The sequence below is a fragment of the Bdellovibrionota bacterium genome, from assembly GCA_035292885.1.
GTDB lineage: Bacteria > Bdellovibrionota_G > JALEGL01 > JALEGL01 > DATDPG01 > DATDPG01.
Window position 1 is genome coordinate 1 of record DATDPG010000159.1, and the last position, 15,781, is coordinate 15,781.

Genomic DNA, 15,781 nt, shown 5'->3' on the forward strand with positions numbered 1-15,781 from the left:
CCCGCCCGCCCGAAAGTCGCCGCCTACCCGTTCACGACGCTCTCCCCGGCGCTCGGAACCGCCGTACATCAAGGCAAACGAATCGTGATCGCCGATATTCCCGGTCTGATCCAGGACGCTCACGCCGGCGTAGGACTGGGAACGCGGTTTCTTCGGCACATTCAACGGACGCGGGCGCTTGTGTACCTCGTTTCCGCCGACCGGGAGGATCCCTTTAAGCCGTGGAAAGACTTCGAGACGACGCGCAACGAGATCGGTCTCCATGACGAACTGCTTCTTCAAAAACGCTCTCTCCTCGTTTTGAACAAAATCGATCTTTTGACAGACGCCGAGATCCGGGCAAACGTGGAGGAGATTCAAAAACATGGATGGAACCCTGTCGCAATTTCCGCGAAAACCAAACGTCACATCAAACTTTTCTGGCGCGCTCTATTTAAGGTCTTTTCTTAACCTATTCATCACATTGTTCGCCATCGGCTGTTCGGGACCGGGCTCCGAGGTCTCTTCCGCCCCAACCCCCGCGGACGATCCGCATCAGCCGCTGGAGCTCGCGGATGTGATTTCCCATCCGTCGCCCTTTGCGCTGTACGCCAACGCGTACGGCGCATTTCAATTTTCCTCCCACAGCAAGCTCACCCTCGGGGATCGAGAAAAAGGAGAACAAATCGAAGGAAGAAGTTTTTTGGAGCGCGACGAACGAGGCAATTACCATTTTATCCGCGCACCGCTTTCTTCCGAGTCTCCCGTTGAGGCGATCTACGTGGACGGAAAGGTTTATTTGAGGCTCGGGAAGGGGAGCGACTTTACCGCCGTCCGGCACCAAATGGAGTTCGACCGGTGGGCCAACCGGGCCCTTCGAGAAGTATTCTCCTTGTACGAGAACGGCTTCCTTTCGGAGGCATCGAATTCGTCTTCGCGGGAAAAACTGACCTGTTGGGCCACAAAATACGCAAGCGTCTGCGTGGATCCGGCTACGGGACTGCCTCTCGAGGGAACGTTTCGCCCGAAAGCAGCCGACTCCGGTCCCCAAAAAAATATCAGCAATCTTGAAGTGCGCTATTCCATTTCGCCGGCGACGCATCGGAAGTTTTCCATCGTGCCCCCCCTATCCGGAAAAAAGGCGGCTCGTTGATTGCATCCGCATTGCACAAGCTTCCCTTCTTTTGGTATAATTTTTTATGTTCGACCGGAGGAACAACTTATAGAACCCCGCGCGAAAGCGCTGTTGGCCGCAGAGACAGCGCAGTCTCATAAGGCTCAAGATCTGCGAATCCTTCACGTCAATTCCCATTGTAATTACGCCGACTATTTCATTCTGATGAGCGCAACGTCCACGCGACACGCCCGGGCGTTGGCCGATTCTATTCTCGAAGCGCAGGGGACCTCCCGCCAAGCCGAAGGATACAGCCACGGGGAATGGGTGCTCCTTGATCTGGGAGACGTAATCGTTCATATCTTCTATAAACCGATCCGAGCCGTATACAATCTGGACAAATTGTGGTCGCACGCGCGAACCGTGACGCCGTCCGACTTGGCCCGAAAACGAACGCGGCGACCCGCGAAGCGCCGTCACCTATAATCCTTTTTAGTGTTCCGAATCCGACGATCAAGATATGTCGGATTCGGAACACCAGTGATCATCGACATTCTATGCGTCGGCCGCACCTTGCGATCCGATGAACGGGTCTGGATGGACGACTATTTCCATCGAATTCAATCCTTCGCACCGTGTTCGATCCGAAGGATAAAGGAGGCGTCGGGTTCAACACCTGCGCAGCGCGCCGATGCCACCTGGCAAGAAATCCAAAAACAGATTCCCAAACAGAGCTATTCCATTCTGCTCGATCCAAATGGAGACCGGGTTACGACGGAAGCATTCGCCACCCTGTTCGACCAAGCTCAAAAGTCGGCCCGAAATCGCGTGGTTTTTCTCGTAGGAGGCTCGTACGGGTTTCCATCCGACGCACCCTCCTCGGTGGATCGGACGATTTCGCTCTCGCCTCTTACGCTCCCTCACCGACTGGCACTCTTACTCTTGATCGAACAAATCTACCGTGTGCTCTCTTGGCGCGCGGGCAGCCCGTATCACCATCCATGATTCCGCGGCGCGTTCCGCTCATATTCGGTACGGCGTCCTTGGTAGTCTTCGGCTGGGCGCTCGCGAATCCGTACTATTTCGACGACGTCATGGTCCTCCGAGACAATGTTTGGCTTCGGCAGCTCAACGATCCATTGATTTGGTTTCGAAGTTTTTTTATCGATAGCAATCACCTTTTTAGCGGTTATCGCCCAACACTCATGCTGAGCTTCTGGGCAAATCTAGCCTTGCTCGGGGACAGCCCGCTCTCCTTGCGCATCGGCAATCTGATTCTGCACACGACGAACGCGATCCTCCTGTTCGCCTTGATACACCGCCTGTCCAATTCCGAGGCAAATTTTCCCGTCGCCTGGATGGCGGGCCTTCTTTTTCTGACTCATCCGCTTCAGACGCTCGGGATCAATTTTCTTTGGAAACGAAGCTCCCTCCTCGAAGCCACCCTCCTTCTCACGGCCATGCTTCTTCACGTGAACGAACGAAACCGTTCGCGATATCGGGGAAAAATTGTCGCGATACAGATCCTCCTTTTCGTATCGGCAATCACGACGAAAGAATCGGGTTTGATTCTGCCTTTGTTGTTCTTGTCCTTGGATTTCTTCTTCTTCGGCATTCCCTCCGCTTTTCGACAAAGAGCGACACGCCTCCTCTATTTCTCTATTTTCGTGATTGGCGGCCTTTTCACTTGGGTGCGCCTGTTCCATATGCCTTCCTGGCTTGCGGCCCATCATGCGACACTACCCGATCGGCGGTTGGTTTCGGCCTCCGCGTACGTTCTTCAACAAATTTCCGTGGTCCCTCAATACCTGGGCCAATGGTTGCTCCCGCGGCCGCTCCTCTTTGACGACCCGCTTCTCGTTACCGGATTTCCCTGGCGAGGCGCTTTGCTTTGCGTTTTGCTGGCCACCGGATCCATTTTTCCGATCGTTCGATACCGGCGCGAACCGTTACTTTCTTTCGCCGTCGCGCTGTTTTGGTTGGTTCTAAGCCCCACCCTCGGGCCGACGCCACTTTATTTCGTGATGGACCCAATCCGCCTTTATCTGCCCATCGCCGGTTTATCGATTCTTGTCGCCGTGACGCTCTCTTCTCTTCGTCCGAAACTCGGGTGGATTCTTTTCATTTTGCTCGCTCTCCTTTCAAGCGTTCGATCGGTGATTCAAAATCAGCGATACAGCCATCCCGATCTGATCTGGCGTGACGTGGCCGACACCTATCCCCGGAGCGGATTGGCGTGGGAGGGCTTAGGAGCGGTTTTGCAGGCCGACGGACGGTTTCAGGACTCTGCGGAGGCATACCGTGAGGCAGCGAGAGTCGAGCCGGGAAATCATATTTACGCCGTAGACGCCCTCTACTCCGCGTTTCAAGCGGGGATGCCCAAAGACGAACTCGCGAGTCAGATTCACGTCATTTCAACGTCGAAGCTGGACGTGCGGCGCCTGGTCAATCTCGCGATCGTCGAAGCTCAGGTCGGAGAAACCAAACTCGCCGAAGAACATTTCCGCCTCGCCATCGAAACCTTTCCGCAGTTTGGTCTTTCCTATTTGAATTACGGCATCCTTTTGGAAAAGAGTGGGAGGAAAGAGGAAGCTCGGCGCGCATTTCATCAAGCCCTCGCTCGGCTCCCCGATCATCCGGCCGCCCGAGCGGGACTCCAACGCCTGGAGTAGGTTGATTTTTGGCATGAATGCCGCTACTACGTTGGCGCTATGACGGATCGTTTTTCGATTACAAAGGAAACCCGCTGCCGTATTGAATAGGAAAGGAGATTTTTCAAATGGCTCATGCACCTCAATTTCTCAACATCGTCAATGATGCAAAGAAACGAATTAAGGAACTGACCGTCGACCAAGCGGCGGACAAGATGAAGCGCGACCAGCGATTCTCGTTGATCGACGTGCGCGAGGAGAGCGAATGGAACGCCGGCCATATTAAGGGGGCCGTACATCTCGGAAAGGGGATCATCGAACGGGACATTGAAGCGAAAGTCCCGGACAAGAAGACGGAGATCGTTCTTTATTGCGGCGGAGGTTTCCGTTCCGCACTGGCCGCCGATAATTTACAAAGGATGGGTTACACGAACGTCTATTCCATGGACGGCGGCTGGCGGGGCTGGACGGAAAAGAAACTCCCGACCGAAAAATAGGCGGCTTGCACGGGCTACAACACGACGGTCCCGTGCGCGCAAAGCCTGAAAAATTCCTTTGGGAATTCGCCCGTCTTTTGCGCAATGACCCATTGGACGCGGCCAAAGAATTAACCGGCGCCCACGTTAAGAGTGACGACGACTGGCGCGCACTGACTCCTTTGGCGGGCCGGCACCGCCTTCTGGGTTACCTCGTTTATCTGGCCAAGGACATTCCGTCCCTCCCTCCGCTGGCCCGCGATCAGGCGCCAAGAATCTACGACGGGATACGCGTCCGCTATTCGATTCAGTGTGCCCAAGTCGCTGAGATCGTATCCTCTTTGGCCGATATCCCTTTTCGAATTCTGAAAGGGCTCGTCATTGCACATGGGGCTCACCGGCTCGCCCACCTTCGACCGTGCGGCGACATCGACCTGTTGGTCCCTTCAAGGTTTCTGATTCAGACTCTTCAGCGACTTATGACCGCTCGGTTTTCATTCGTTTTGCCTCATGCGTTCCCCTGGCCGCCCCCGCAATGGCTGCTACATGCTCCATTTCCGATTGAAATTGACGAACTTGCTCTTTTTCGGGGTGCCGCCGTTGTGGAACTTCATACGCATATCGTCTCGTACAAGCTCCCGCACAAGATCTCCGAAGAGGAGCTCTATGCTTCAGGCGACTTCGTCCGGCTGGAAGAGCCGAAACTCGACATGCCGGCGTTGCTTCCGGATTTTGTCTGGCTTCACCTGGCGATGAATTACCATATGCATCGCTTTTCCGGCGGTTTGGGAATTCTTCTCGATCTTGCGAAATGGGAAGATCTTCATCCCCTGAACATCGATCAAATACGCCGCAATATCGATCGATGGTCTGTCCGGTATCTTCTCGATCCGGTGCTCCGCCATTTGAAAGCGATATTTACCGACCTGCCGAGCGTTCGCCTCCTCGGCGAAACGCTCACTCCCGCGACGGAAATTTTTGCTCTGTCGGAAAAAGCCTGGGACAGCCGGGTTACGCCCATGTACTGGATCCGACAGAGCCCCTCTCCGCTCCGTACGCTTTGGCGAAATATTTTCTTATCCCGGCATGCCGCTGCCATTCGCTACGGGCGGAGCCCGGATGATCCCTCCTTATGGTTCCGTCGCGCTCTTCGCCCCTTTCGTCTCATGGCCGCTCACGGGCAAACTGTTTCACGCGAACTGCGGGTTTCATGAGATGGGGATTTGATATTCACGGCGTTTCCTTGGTCGTGGAATCCGACATGGAAAAAGCTGCCGAACTCCTCTGTGATCGGCTTGAACCCTACGCGGCATCCCATGCAATGGATCCGGTTCTGAACCTTCGGATTGAACGGGCGACGGGCCCGACGATTCGGAAAACCGAAAAGATCCCGAAGCAGTTGAATTGGATTCGATCCCGCCCCCTCTGGGGGAGCGTGAATAACGACGTACTCACGTTCACCGACGGAACGTCGGTGGCCGAAGTTACTTATCCAACGGGAAGCGCGTGTCTTGCCGTTGACGAATCAACGCTCGCCGACGCTCATTTCTTCGGCCGGACGTTCGCCCTGCTGTCCGTCGTCGAGTTGCTTCGGACCCGAGGGTTTTTTTACGTGCATGGGGCCTTGGTCACCAACAACTCCCGTTCCATCCTCGTTTTAGGACGTGGCGGAGCGGGCAAATCCACGCTTGCCATCTCCTTGATTCGTCATGGCTATCGAATTGTGGCGGACGACAATCTCTTGATCGATTCGGCCGCGAATACGATCCGTCCGCTGGAACAGGAACTTTCTCTACCCCGCGAAACGGCGGAAAAAATCGAAATCGTCCCCCTCGGCGTGAACGACCGCGGGAAAATACGCATTCCGCTCAAGGCTCTGCCGGGGCATTGGCGTGCGCCCTACGCTCTACCAACGGATATCGTCCTGCTGTCCGATACGGGAACAGAGGAGGCGTTGATTCCGGTCCCGCGAAGCGCCATTTTTAAGGTGATTCTGGAAGAAAATCCGATGATTCTCGGCCATCCCCCTGCGGCCGGACTCCACCTTGATTCGATCCGGGCGATCTTGAAGGGCAACACTTATCAATACCGCTTTCGACGCCGATCCCCCATCCAATTTGCAAACTTTAGTTCACATTTTATCGTCGCATTCCGTAGTGGAAGCGTTGACTCTCACCGGTTATACTAGAGGAGTTCGCGGATAATTCGTTTATCAACGAAAAGGCACGTTTCGAGGGGACTCGAGACACGCAAAACCACGGGCCAGGCAGTAACGGTGCCTGGTGGCTGGGCTGTCGAACTGATAAATGAGACGATTCACACATAATTTTCTCCTCAGAACGCTCGCCGTTCTACTCGGTCTTTTTTTTCTTAATTGTTCGAGCCGCGATCAGAAAGATTCCGAACCGGTCCTATTAGGCTCGTTTGAAATTACTTACGACGCCCTCACCGAAAATGTAACCGTTCAACCTATCGAGACAAGCCGAAGCGGGCTTAAAGCCGGTCAAGCGGTGTCCGGAGGAAATCACTCCCTTCTCGACTGGGACGATTCCATCAAGGACAACCTGGGTCTCGTTACGATTTCCAATTGCGCCCCATCCAACTGGAATGGTGCGACAAAAGTTGTGAGCCACAATTTTAAGATTAACAATGTGAGCGCTTCCACGATCCTTTCCCCCATCGAATTTCGAGTCACAGGCATGTATTTCATTGACGCCCCCCCGTTGGTTACCGAAATCAATACCAACCTGGATGGCCAGGGCTGCCTGCCGAATCCGATCACGCTTTCGAACTGCGACTCGAACTCAAACGGACAATTCGACACGATGTGGCCCGATGACGATTCCACGACGGTAGGGAACTATGCGGACGACCCCGGCTGGAATTTCTCCACACTCCTCAACGGCGACACTCAACTTGGGGTTTCCGAGTCCTCGGAATGCGCGTTCATGCAATTCAAGCTCAACCGGGCCGGGAGTTTCGGTTTTTATACCGATGTCTTCGGCCGCTTGGCCGGAACGATCCCGGCACCCTCGGTGTCCGTGAACCCGACGGGGTCGCCCGTCAACGATTCTTCGCCTCTTTTCACCGTGACTCTCAATTCGCCGGCAAACCAGGTCCGAATTTCGGGTGGCTCTTCTGAAGTAACATGCGCCGATGACACCGACGGCGTCGTAAATACATGCGACCTCAATGCATCGGCGGGCACCGTGGTCGTGGACTATAGTCTGAAGACGAATGAGTCGAACACCGTATCGGTCTTCCAAGGGGACGGCGTCGATGAAAGCCCGGCGACGGTTTTGGTGATCGTTCACGACAATCAGAACCCGGAGGTTGTTTCGATCCTTCCTCCCAACAATTCGATCAACTTCAGCCCGAACGGAAATGTCCTTATTACATTTGACGGCGACCTCCTGGCCTCAACGGTCTCCACTTCTACCTTCTTGCTCTACCGCGACGGCGGCGTGCAAAACTGCTCTTCCTTTACAGGGGGCGCGATCGGCCGGGCCGTCAGTCAGCCCTCCGCGTCCGAAGTCTCGATCGACCCGTCAGGTACTTTGTTGCAGAACACGATCTATTGCGTCGTCGTCTGCGGCGTCAGCGACATTTCCGGAACTCCCTGCGGCGGCAACTACGTTCAGGATGCCGCCACCAACTCTTATTCGGCCACAACGCTATCCCAATTCAAGACGTCCGGAAGCGACTCAACCGCGCCTTATGTGACCGCCGTCTACCCCCAGGACGGGGCCTCGAGCGTATCTCTCAATACGAGCATCCAGGTCACATTCAACGAGGCCGTTCTCGCATCGACGATCACCAGCGCGAGTTTTACGCTTACAACCGCGACCGGCGGTTGCACGAGTCCGGTGGCCGGCACGAGATCCGTTTCCGCGGACGGAAAGACGATAACGCTCACGCCTACCGCAAATCTGTGCCAAAGCGCCAGTTACACAATCACGGTCACTACGACCGTTACCGATCTCGCCACAAACACCCTCGCGGCCAATTTCACGTCCTCTTTCACATCCGGTGCCGCAACGGATACGACGCAGCCGACGATCGTCGCATTCTACCCGCCCGACCAAGCCACCAACGTAAATGAGAATATTCTCCCCCAGATCACATTCAGCGAGCCGATGCTCCCGAGTTCCATCAATACGACGAACATCCATTTGGAAAACGACGGCACGAACGAACCTATTGCCGCGTCCGTGTCGCTGTCGTCGGACGGCCTGACGGCCACGCTGACGCCGATCGATCCGTTGGACCTGGGCGCCCAATACTTGGTTTCCGTTGAATATCTATGCCAGGACCTAGCCCTGAACTATTTATTGAACCCGCAGACCTCGCAGTTCACCGTGCAGAGTTCACCTGACGCCACCGGTCCGAACGTCACCGCAATTACACCGGCCGACAATTCAGCGGATGTCAGCATTTATACCGCCGTCGTCGTCGCCTTCGACGAACAGATCGACCCGAACACCGTCCACACGGGAACCATCCTCCTCGAAAACACGAGCACGACGCCGGCCACGGGCGTGAGCGGTTCGGTGACGGTCGCACAGGACGGTCTGTCGGCCACGTTCACACAGCTCAGCGCACCGCTCACAAAGAACAAACCGTACCGCGTCACGGTAAAAAGCGGTTCCCTCGGCTGCACAACGTGCGTCAAGGATCTCGCGGGAAATCCGCTGGGATATCCGTCCAGTTCGGCCGATGTCACGAGTTCGTTCAACACGGAGTTTAAAGATGAAGAACTGCCGCCCCGCGTCATCGGCGTGGCGCCGGGTAACACGGCCACGGGGATTCCGATCAACGCGAAGGTGATCCTCACGTTCTCCGAGGCGGTTCAGGCCTCTTCCATCACGGACAATTCAGTCTATGTGACGATCCCCCCCAGCACGACGCACGTAACCGGAACGCTCCGTCTGATGTCCGACGGAATCAACGTCCGATTTACCCCGTCGTCCGATCTGACGGGAAATACGACCTACCAGGTGAACGTGACCAACGGCGTCAAGGACCTCACCGGCAATGGAGCCACGACTTTTACGTCCACGTTCATGACGACGAACGCGGCTCCGCCGAACGACGTCGACAGTACGGGTCCGGTGCTCGATTCCGCGTCCTCGTATTCGCCGCCGTATTCCTCGGCGGTGCCGATCACGATTCCTTCCGGCACAACGAACGTCCCGCGGTGGCGGAGCATCTATCTCACGTTCAACGAGGAGATCGATCCGAGCACGGTCAACATTTTGAACAACGTCCAGCTGATCCGGAACATCGACTCGAGCAAGGTTCCCGTGCGCCTTTCGATGAGCGCCGACGCCAAGTCGATCATCGTAAATCCGGTCAGTCTTCTCGCGAACCTCGAGACCTACACGATCAACTTGAAAACCGGACTCCAGAATATTTCCGGCCTCCCGCTCCAGTCGTTCACGACGTTCCAGTTCACGACGGAAAGCAACGCGTCCTCGCCGGCGCTTTACGTTTCCAACGTGTCTCCGGCGAACGGTTCCACCAATCAACCGACGAACACCCTCGTCACGATCACGCTCTCCGAGGAGGTGGACCCCGACACGATCGTCAACGGCAACGTTTCGGTCACGCCTCAAGGCGGAGGCGCGCCCCCCAAAGGGGACCTCACGATCTCGCTCGATTCCACGCGCAAGATCATCACGGTCTCGCCCCAAACGGTCTATCAGAACAACACGACGTATACGGTCCGGTTGAAAACCAAGCTCGTCGACGACGGGAATAACGGCTTGAGTTGCTCGACGTCAACAGTCGGAAGCTGCGACTCCCCGTCAAATCCGACCGACTGGATCTCGACGTTTCGAACGTAATCAGGGCACAACCACTGACGCAGACGTCCCGTCGCTTCCGGTCACGGAAACCGTATCCCCCGAGATCGCGCTCACGGTCGCTTTAAAACTCCCATCCCGCCCGGCCTGAACCGAGGTAATCGCTCCGGCGGAGTCCGTGAATGTAAGCGCGGCGTTACTCGCCACCGATCCGGCTTCGCCCAAGACATTGCCCACGCTCGGTCGAAAATTCCTCAGATGATTGAGTTCCACGGCTGACATTCCGGTCATATCGGGAGACTCGTAAATCAATTGGAGGTCCGCCTTGGCATGATCGGCCGAAAACGACGGAGACACGTACGAATAGTGGGCAAATACGGCCGTTTCCGAGGGCGCAAGCGTAAGAGAGTATTTGATTTCATACCGCCCCCCGACATCCAGCGGGAATATGACCGTATCGGGGCGCACCGAAGCTCCCGGTCCGGCGATCACGAATCCGATCAGAGGATTGCGGGCGTTCGCAACCATCGTGGTGAAGGCTCCAAAATCAACGGTTTTCGTAAACTCTGTCGCATCGTCTTGCGCCGTGACCAACCGGTACGGCGGGATTCCCCCGAATTCTCCTATGATCGTAAATGACAACGGCAAATCCGCACCCGCAAGATTCTTGAAAATATCCAAATGCCGAACGACGTCCTGATTTTCGAGAGTCAGGACCTTGCGGGTAACCTCCAGGCTCCCCGAATCGCTGATCACCGGGCCGAGCGCAAGTTCGCGGTCGTCCTCGAGCAGAGCGGGAGGCGAAGGAGCGCTGGTGTTGTAATCCGCGTCGCCGGGAAAACCCGTTTGACCGCAAAGTGGGTCGCTTACATCGCAGAAAGTTTCGGTCTCGACCGTTAAGGCCACCGCTCCATCGAACGCATCGCCGACACAATCAGTCACCGTCCCGCCGCAGACAGCAGCCTCGACATTGCAGATCACCCCGCCTTCGTTGATGTCGAAGTCAAAAAAGGCGCCGTGAAAATTCAAAACATCGCAAAATCCGTTGCTTACGAAGGGTCCGGGCGACGACGTCACGTCCGGTGCCGCGACATCCGCAATCGGGACGGCGGATATCGTGCCCCCCGCCGCATCGGCGATTTTTCTTCCGACGGACGAGATCAGTGCCCCGATCACCGCATTCGAATCCGTGAGGTCGAGCGCCGTGTCGGCTAAAAGCGTTTCCCGCGCCGAAGCTGAAAGAGAGTTGATCTCTTCCGCCGTAAAATCGGACAGGCTCCGCCCTCCCGGCGTTTCCGTAACGTACAGAACCGCCGAGACCAGGGCGTCCGAGATCGCGTCGACATCTTGAGGATTGTCGACCGCCGCGAAGGCTCGCAGAGGCCCACTCGGAAGCTCCGCCTGAAGAATGAGCGTCGAACCGGCACTGTCTTCCGTGCCGAAATCAAAATCCCCGTCCCGATCCGTGACAGTCTTATCGATTTCAGAGACCTCGTTTCCGGCGTCGTCGATGGAAATGAACCGCACGACGACACCCGCCTGAACTGTACCGGTTCGATCAACAACCCGGCCGTTGATATCGTGAGGAAAGCTACACGTGCATAAAAGGAGCAACCCTGGAATGGAGATATGCCGAATCATGGCGTGATCCTATCAAATTTACTTTTGATGACGAGAGGTTAATCGTTCCGTTGACGCCGCTCGATCCGGAGATATGCTGAGGCGATGAAAAAGGATGATTCTTCGAAGAAACCGCGGGAACCGGAACGTAAGCCGTACGTGAAACCCAAACTGGAACGAATGAATGAAAAGGTTCCGGTCGTAACGGGCGCGCCCCCGGTACCCGGCGCTCCCGCCGCGGCGACAGCTTCTCCCGTCGCACCTGGAGCGACCGTTTTCTAATGGTCGATTTTTATATCGGGATTGAGCTTACCCGACACTGCAATCTTCGTTGTGCCCATTGTTTTCGGGCCGATCTCGACAAAGTAAACGAAATCCCCTACGAGACCGTCGAAAAAATCTTGGACCAGGCCGGGCACTACCACAAACCCCATATTGCGATGACGGGCGGCGAAACCACGCTTCATTCCCATTTTGTGGATATTCTCGAACTGATTATTCGGAAAGGATACACGTTCCACTTCGTCACGAACGGATTCAATTACAAATCGGTCTTTCAAAAAGTTTTTCATCTCTTTGGGAATCCCCAGTGGATCGGCGTTTCCGTCAGCCTCGACGGTGCCACGGCGGAAACCCACGATGCCATCCGGGGTCCTGGCTCTTTCGCAAGAGCGTTGGCCTGCGTTGCCACGGTCAAGTCGCACAACCTCGAATGTGTCGCACAAATGGTCGTCCATCGTGGAAATCGCCACGAACTTGAGGCCATGGCTCTGCTCTGCTCCAAAATGAACACCAACCGCCTTCATATCGCTCACATGCAACCGACGCCGCACGCCGTTGAGCACGGTCTGATGCACTCTCCCGAGGAAGAACGGCAGGTTGAGCAAGAGATTTGTGATCTCCAAGGCCGATTTCGAATGCCGATCGTCTTGTCGGCGGGATTCTACGATCAAACGCCTATCGCCCATTGTCGGTTTCTTAAATTGGGCGCGCTGAACGTCGATCACCGCGGCCGGTTGACCACCTGCTGCCAGCTCTCCAACCTGGAAGGGAGCGACGGTGAGGCGGACGTCGTAGCCGACCTCACAAAAACACCGCTAGAGACCGCACACGGCGCATTGCTCCAGACGTACAATAAAGTCTACGCCAGCCGCCTTCAAAAGATGGCGGACGGCACGATGCACGACTTGGATAACTTTCATTGCTGGAGTTGCATGAAGCATTTCAAAAAAGTCGAATGGATGCGGGATTTTCCCCAAAATGAATGGGTCCAGCAGGATCCGTACTTTTCCGCCGGAGGTAAGAAATGAGTTATGCGATCGATGAAAAGAAAGTCATATACGCCGACCTCGATCCGACGGAAGGAATCGTCCTAAATCTGGAGACGAAAAATTACTACCGCCTCAACGAAACGGGACAGATCATTTGGCAGCAGCTATCTGCGGGAAAGAATCCGGACGAGGTCGCGGCCGATCTTTGCAAGCGATACAACACCAGCCTCGAGCGAGCCCTGGCCGACACCAACGAATTGGTCGAACAAATGAAGCGTGAGCGCCTCATTCAGAGTCAGAGCGCTCCCCCCGCCGATTACTCCGTTGAACAAGCCCGGAAATCCAAAAAAGAAAATCCGATCCGCTCAACTTAGAAGCCGAGCCGGCGCTTAACGTTGGAGCGGCTGAACCATGCCGGAATTCTCTGCCCCGGATAAAAACGGCCGAGCGAAATCCAAAGCAATAACTTACCCCCCGAGAGCGTTTTCCATCGCCCCCCACGGTGCCTTTGAGTCACCCGCCCGACCAAATGTTGAGGAAACCAGGGGGGATCCAAATCGGCGTTGCGATCCCCTTTCGTTTGGATCGCGAGGCCTTCCTTTCTCACCACTCGGTGAACTAAAGGCAACTCCTGCCCGTCCGGCTGTACAACAACCACGTCCCCCGGCTTTAATTCATTCGCGGATACGCCGACATCCACCAGTAGGATATCCCCCCGGCACAGCCACGGCGCCATGCTTACACCGACCATTTCCATCGGAACGAGCGGCACGGACATCGATCCTACCCCCAAAAACGAAAATTTCTCTTTTGTACGAAACTCCCTAAGATGTTTGGATCAACTTTTCTCGGAGGCATTCATGAAGAAAGTTTTTTTCACTGGCTTGGCGATCTTTGGGCTCCTGTATGTGGGCGCATGCTCGGACGACGACGCCCCGGCGTCGACGACGACCTTGACTGAGACACAGGCGGAGGCGGTCGCGAGCGCCGTGGGCGAGGGCACCGGAGCTGCGGTGCAAGGCGGGGGATTCGGAAGGCTCGCCGTCCGCTCACAAGGCACCGGTTCCGCGGCCGTCGATGGGACGTTCACCTGTGAAGGCGGCGGGTCCATTTCGACCGCCGGCACCACCACCGTAAATGAGTTCACACAATCCTCGGCCTCGGCCGACTATGGCGTGACGAGCACCTTCAATGATTGCATTGTCCAAACGGAAGAGGGGGACAATCTTACGTTGAGCGGCTCAGTGACCAACAACGGCGGCTTTGATTTCACGTTTTCAGAAACGTCTATCGGCGGGTCCGTTTCGGCCGACATCACAGGAAACATCGATGTTTCGGGCGACAACGTCACAAGCGGCACGTGCGGGGTCTCCATCAGCGTAAACTCGACCATTGCCGACAACGTAGTAAATTCGACGGCATCCGGTTCCGTCTGCGGCCAGAGCGTATCGTTTTCGGAAACCGACACGATCGATTAATCTAGAAGCCAACTGTTTCTGGTTGGCTGACTCGCTGCTCCGTGGCAGCGCAGGCGTGTGAACGGTCGACTCCCCCCTGTCGTGAAGGGTTTCGTTTTCCTGGACAGGGTTGTAACCGCGATGACTCGGGTGGAAGCGATGGTCCGGGACGAAGTCCTATGGACCTTTATCGAGCCGTCCCGGCCCCCCAAATTTCTCGCTCAACGGAGAGTTCTGAGTAAAATGCCGCCCTTGCCGACGACTCTTCCTGTGCCCAGGTAGCTCAGTCGGTAGAGCAGCGGACTGAAAATCCAAAAACCCCGATATTCGCAACTTAACGCAACTGCTATAGAAATCGTTTCAGGCCCTTGTCACGCGCAAATCTGCCGTTTCTAAAGGTGTTGATGTCTATTGGTCTCGGTTGTTCAAAACGGACAAGATATAGACACCAAAATGGACACCACCTGAAGCCCCCCCGCCGGGGTGCGTCCGTACTCATGAATGCGGATATGTTAAACGGGTCTTTTCTCCGTGAGCAATGGGATTTTAGTTTTCCTACTTCTGAAACGAAGCTTTGGTCTCAAGGGCTATCTTATCGGCTAAAACCCCAACTCCGAATGACTGCCAATTCGGTGGAGCCGAAGAAATGTGTCATCTTCAACACGGTACACCAACACAAGATCGGGTCGAACGTGACAATCTCGAAATCCTTTGAGTCTTCCTTTCAATGGGTGGTCTTTCTTAGATTGGTCCAACGGGATTCGTCTTACCAAGGACTCAAGTACCTCTCTTAGGTCAGCTTCCTTTGAAGCGTCGTTTCCAATGGCCCTTTTGTAGCCCTTACGAAATTGGCGAGACTTAACGATTTCAAGCGGAGCCTTCGTCGGAGGAGAATGATCCACCGATGGAGAAATTTAGACTATTTCTTGAGATCCTCCATCAAAGAATCGACGTTCTTATGCACCTTCAATTTCCCCCTTTTTCGGTCATCATCGATTTCCCTGTCAGCGGCCAGGATCATGTCTTCGCCTTCAAGAGTGTATCCGCTCTCCATTCGCGGGATGCTTCTTGTCCTTACAATCGCGCGCACATACGTTCGGATAACAGCACTCAAATCTGTCCCAATGGCCTTGCAGATGGCATTTGCTTGGTCTTTGATCTTTTTGTTTTCCCGAACCCGAATGTTGGCGTCGAAGGAACTCTCTCTAATGGCTGGAAGCATCTGTATTCTCCTTGTAGCTACATAGTAGCCCCGTTTGGAAATCAAAGCAACCGAACTACCCCGGCCGAGGGCCATCGCGTAACTGCCTAGAATTATTCAGAATGCTACTGACCATTCCAGGGAGCTTGGATCTTTTTGTACATAACTTATTGAGATTACTATGTTTATTTCTAACGAGCTACTATTG

The 15,781-nt window shown here is 55.2% G+C and carries 17 protein-coding genes and 1 riboswitch; of the genes, 13 read left to right on the forward strand and 4 right to left on the reverse strand.

Features of this window, described 5'->3' with window-relative positions:
• The 9 genes from VI895_11405 to VI895_11445 all read left to right on the forward strand — a co-directional run.
• Window positions 1-450: GTPase (locus VI895_11405; protein ID HLG20406.1), on the forward strand; the 450-nt coding region annotated here is incomplete at its 5' end.
• Window positions 451-463: 13 nt separating this feature from the next.
• The gene (locus VI895_11410; protein HLG20407.1) at window positions 464-1,132 is read left to right on the forward strand and encodes a hypothetical protein; all 669 of its coding nucleotides are present in this window, start codon (window positions 464-466) and stop codon (window positions 1,130-1,132) included.
• 93 nt (window positions 1,133-1,225) lie between these two features.
• Window positions 1,226-1,579 carry a ribosome silencing factor gene (gene rsfS, locus VI895_11415; protein ID HLG20408.1) on the forward strand — a complete coding sequence of 118 codons (354 nt, stop codon included), beginning with the start codon at window positions 1,226-1,228 and terminating at the stop codon, window positions 1,577-1,579.
• 54 nt (window positions 1,580-1,633) lie between these two features.
• Window positions 1,634-2,098, forward strand: a complete 465-nt coding sequence (locus tag VI895_11420; protein ID HLG20409.1) for a 23S rRNA (pseudouridine(1915)-N(3))-methyltransferase RlmH — start codon at window positions 1,634-1,636, stop codon at window positions 2,096-2,098.
• Window positions 2,095-3,765: a tetratricopeptide repeat protein gene (locus VI895_11425; GenBank protein ID HLG20410.1), complete on the forward strand. Its 1,671-nt coding sequence runs from the start codon at window positions 2,095-2,097 to the stop codon at window positions 3,763-3,765. The genes VI895_11420 and VI895_11425 overlap by 4 nt, the downstream gene beginning before the upstream one ends.
• Before the next feature lie 107 nt (window positions 3,766-3,872).
• Complete coding sequence (locus VI895_11430; GenBank protein ID HLG20411.1) at window positions 3,873-4,241, forward strand: rhodanese-like domain-containing protein; 369 nt, start codon at window positions 3,873-3,875, stop codon at window positions 4,239-4,241.
• 5 nt (window positions 4,242-4,246) lie between these two features.
• Window positions 4,247-5,434, forward strand: a complete 1,188-nt coding sequence (locus tag VI895_11435; GenBank protein HLG20412.1) for a nucleotidyltransferase family protein — start codon at window positions 4,247-4,249, stop codon at window positions 5,432-5,434.
• Complete coding sequence (locus VI895_11440) at window positions 5,431-6,408, forward strand: hypothetical protein (GenBank protein ID HLG20413.1); 978 nt, start codon at window positions 5,431-5,433, stop codon at window positions 6,406-6,408. Before VI895_11435 ends, VI895_11440 begins: the two co-directional genes overlap by 4 nt.
• 24 nt (window positions 6,409-6,432) lie before the next feature.
• Window positions 6,433-6,519: riboswitch (cyclic di-GMP riboswitch) on the forward strand.
• Between the two features lie 7 nt (window positions 6,520-6,526).
• The gene (locus tag VI895_11445) at window positions 6,527-10,066 is read left to right on the forward strand and encodes an Ig-like domain-containing protein (protein ID HLG20414.1); all 3,540 of its coding nucleotides are present in this window, start codon (window positions 6,527-6,529) and stop codon (window positions 10,064-10,066) included.
• On the opposite strand, the gene VI895_11450 is transcribed toward VI895_11445, so the two are convergent.
• A complete protein-coding gene (locus VI895_11450; GenBank protein ID HLG20415.1) occupies window positions 10,067-11,665 on the reverse strand; it encodes a hypothetical protein in 1,599 nt (532 codons plus the stop codon). It lies immediately after the preceding gene.
• An 84-nt stretch (window positions 11,666-11,749) separates the two neighbouring features.
• Here VI895_11450 and VI895_11455 point away from each other — a divergent pair, with 84 nt between their 5' ends.
• From VI895_11455 to VI895_11465, 3 genes are read left to right on the forward strand one after another with little or no spacing between them, the layout of a single operon-like run.
• Window positions 11,750-11,926 (forward strand): hypothetical protein, encoded by a 177-nt coding sequence (locus VI895_11455; GenBank protein HLG20416.1) that lies wholly within the window; start codon window positions 11,750-11,752, stop codon window positions 11,924-11,926.
• Window positions 11,926-12,954, forward strand: coding sequence for a radical SAM protein (locus VI895_11460; protein HLG20417.1), 1,029 nt, complete (start codon window positions 11,926-11,928; stop codon window positions 12,952-12,954). Before VI895_11455 ends, VI895_11460 begins: the two co-directional genes overlap by 1 nt.
• Entirely contained in the window at window positions 12,951-13,289 is a 339-nt protein-coding gene (locus VI895_11465; protein ID HLG20418.1) for a PqqD family protein, read from the forward strand. The genes VI895_11460 and VI895_11465 overlap by 4 nt, the downstream gene beginning before the upstream one ends.
• On the opposite strand, the gene VI895_11470 is transcribed toward VI895_11465, so the two are convergent.
• Window positions 13,286-13,693 (reverse strand): signal peptidase I, encoded by a 408-nt coding sequence (locus VI895_11470; GenBank protein ID HLG20419.1) that lies wholly within the window; start codon window positions 13,691-13,693, stop codon window positions 13,286-13,288. The two genes, VI895_11465 and VI895_11470, sit on opposite strands and share 4 nt — an antisense overlap.
• An 82-nt stretch (window positions 13,694-13,775) precedes the next feature.
• Here VI895_11470 and VI895_11475 point away from each other — a divergent pair, with 82 nt between their 5' ends.
• The gene (locus VI895_11475; protein ID HLG20420.1) at window positions 13,776-14,393 is read left to right on the forward strand and encodes a hypothetical protein; all 618 of its coding nucleotides are present in this window, start codon (window positions 13,776-13,778) and stop codon (window positions 14,391-14,393) included.
• Between the two features lie 578 nt (window positions 14,394-14,971).
• Here VI895_11475 and VI895_11480 read toward each other — a convergent pair.
• Window positions 14,972-15,274, reverse strand: a complete 303-nt coding sequence (locus VI895_11480; GenBank protein HLG20421.1) for a type II toxin-antitoxin system YafQ family toxin — start codon at window positions 15,272-15,274, stop codon at window positions 14,972-14,974.
• A 17-nt stretch (window positions 15,275-15,291) separates the two neighbouring features.
• Window positions 15,292-15,594 carry a type II toxin-antitoxin system RelB/DinJ family antitoxin gene (locus VI895_11485; GenBank protein ID HLG20422.1) on the reverse strand — a complete coding sequence of 101 codons (303 nt, stop codon included), beginning with the start codon at window positions 15,592-15,594 and terminating at the stop codon, window positions 15,292-15,294.
• Between the last annotated feature and the right edge of the window lie 187 nt (window positions 15,595-15,781).

Bases quoted from the DNA above. Each gene is read 5' to 3' on its own strand.
- VI895_11425 (HLG20410.1), top strand. From the start codon at position 2,095: ATGATTCCGCGGCGCGTTCCGCTCATATTCGGTACGGCGTCCTTGGTA.
- VI895_11430 (HLG20411.1), top strand. From the start codon at position 3,873: ATGGCTCATGCACCTCAATTTCTCAACATCGTCAATGATGCAAAGAAA.
- VI895_11440 (HLG20413.1), top strand. From the start codon at position 5,431: ATGAGATGGGGATTTGATATTCACGGCGTTTCCTTGGTCGTGGAATCC.
- VI895_11445 (HLG20414.1), top strand. From the start codon at position 6,527: ATGAGACGATTCACACATAATTTTCTCCTCAGAACGCTCGCCGTTCTA.
- VI895_11450 (HLG20415.1), bottom strand. From the start codon at position 11,665: ATGATTCGGCATATCTCCATTCCAGGGTTGCTCCTTTTATGCACGTGT.
- VI895_11455 (HLG20416.1), top strand. From the start codon at position 11,750: ATGAAAAAGGATGATTCTTCGAAGAAACCGCGGGAACCGGAACGTAAG.
- VI895_11460 (HLG20417.1), top strand. From the start codon at position 11,926: ATGGTCGATTTTTATATCGGGATTGAGCTTACCCGACACTGCAATCTT.
- VI895_11465 (HLG20418.1), top strand. From the start codon at position 12,951: ATGAGTTATGCGATCGATGAAAAGAAAGTCATATACGCCGACCTCGAT.
- VI895_11470 (HLG20419.1), bottom strand. From the start codon at position 13,693: ATGTCCGTGCCGCTCGTTCCGATGGAAATGGTCGGTGTAAGCATGGCG.
- VI895_11475 (HLG20420.1), top strand. From the start codon at position 13,776: ATGAAGAAAGTTTTTTTCACTGGCTTGGCGATCTTTGGGCTCCTGTAT.
- VI895_11485 (HLG20422.1), bottom strand. From the start codon at position 15,594: ATGCTTCCAGCCATTAGAGAGAGTTCCTTCGACGCCAACATTCGGGTT.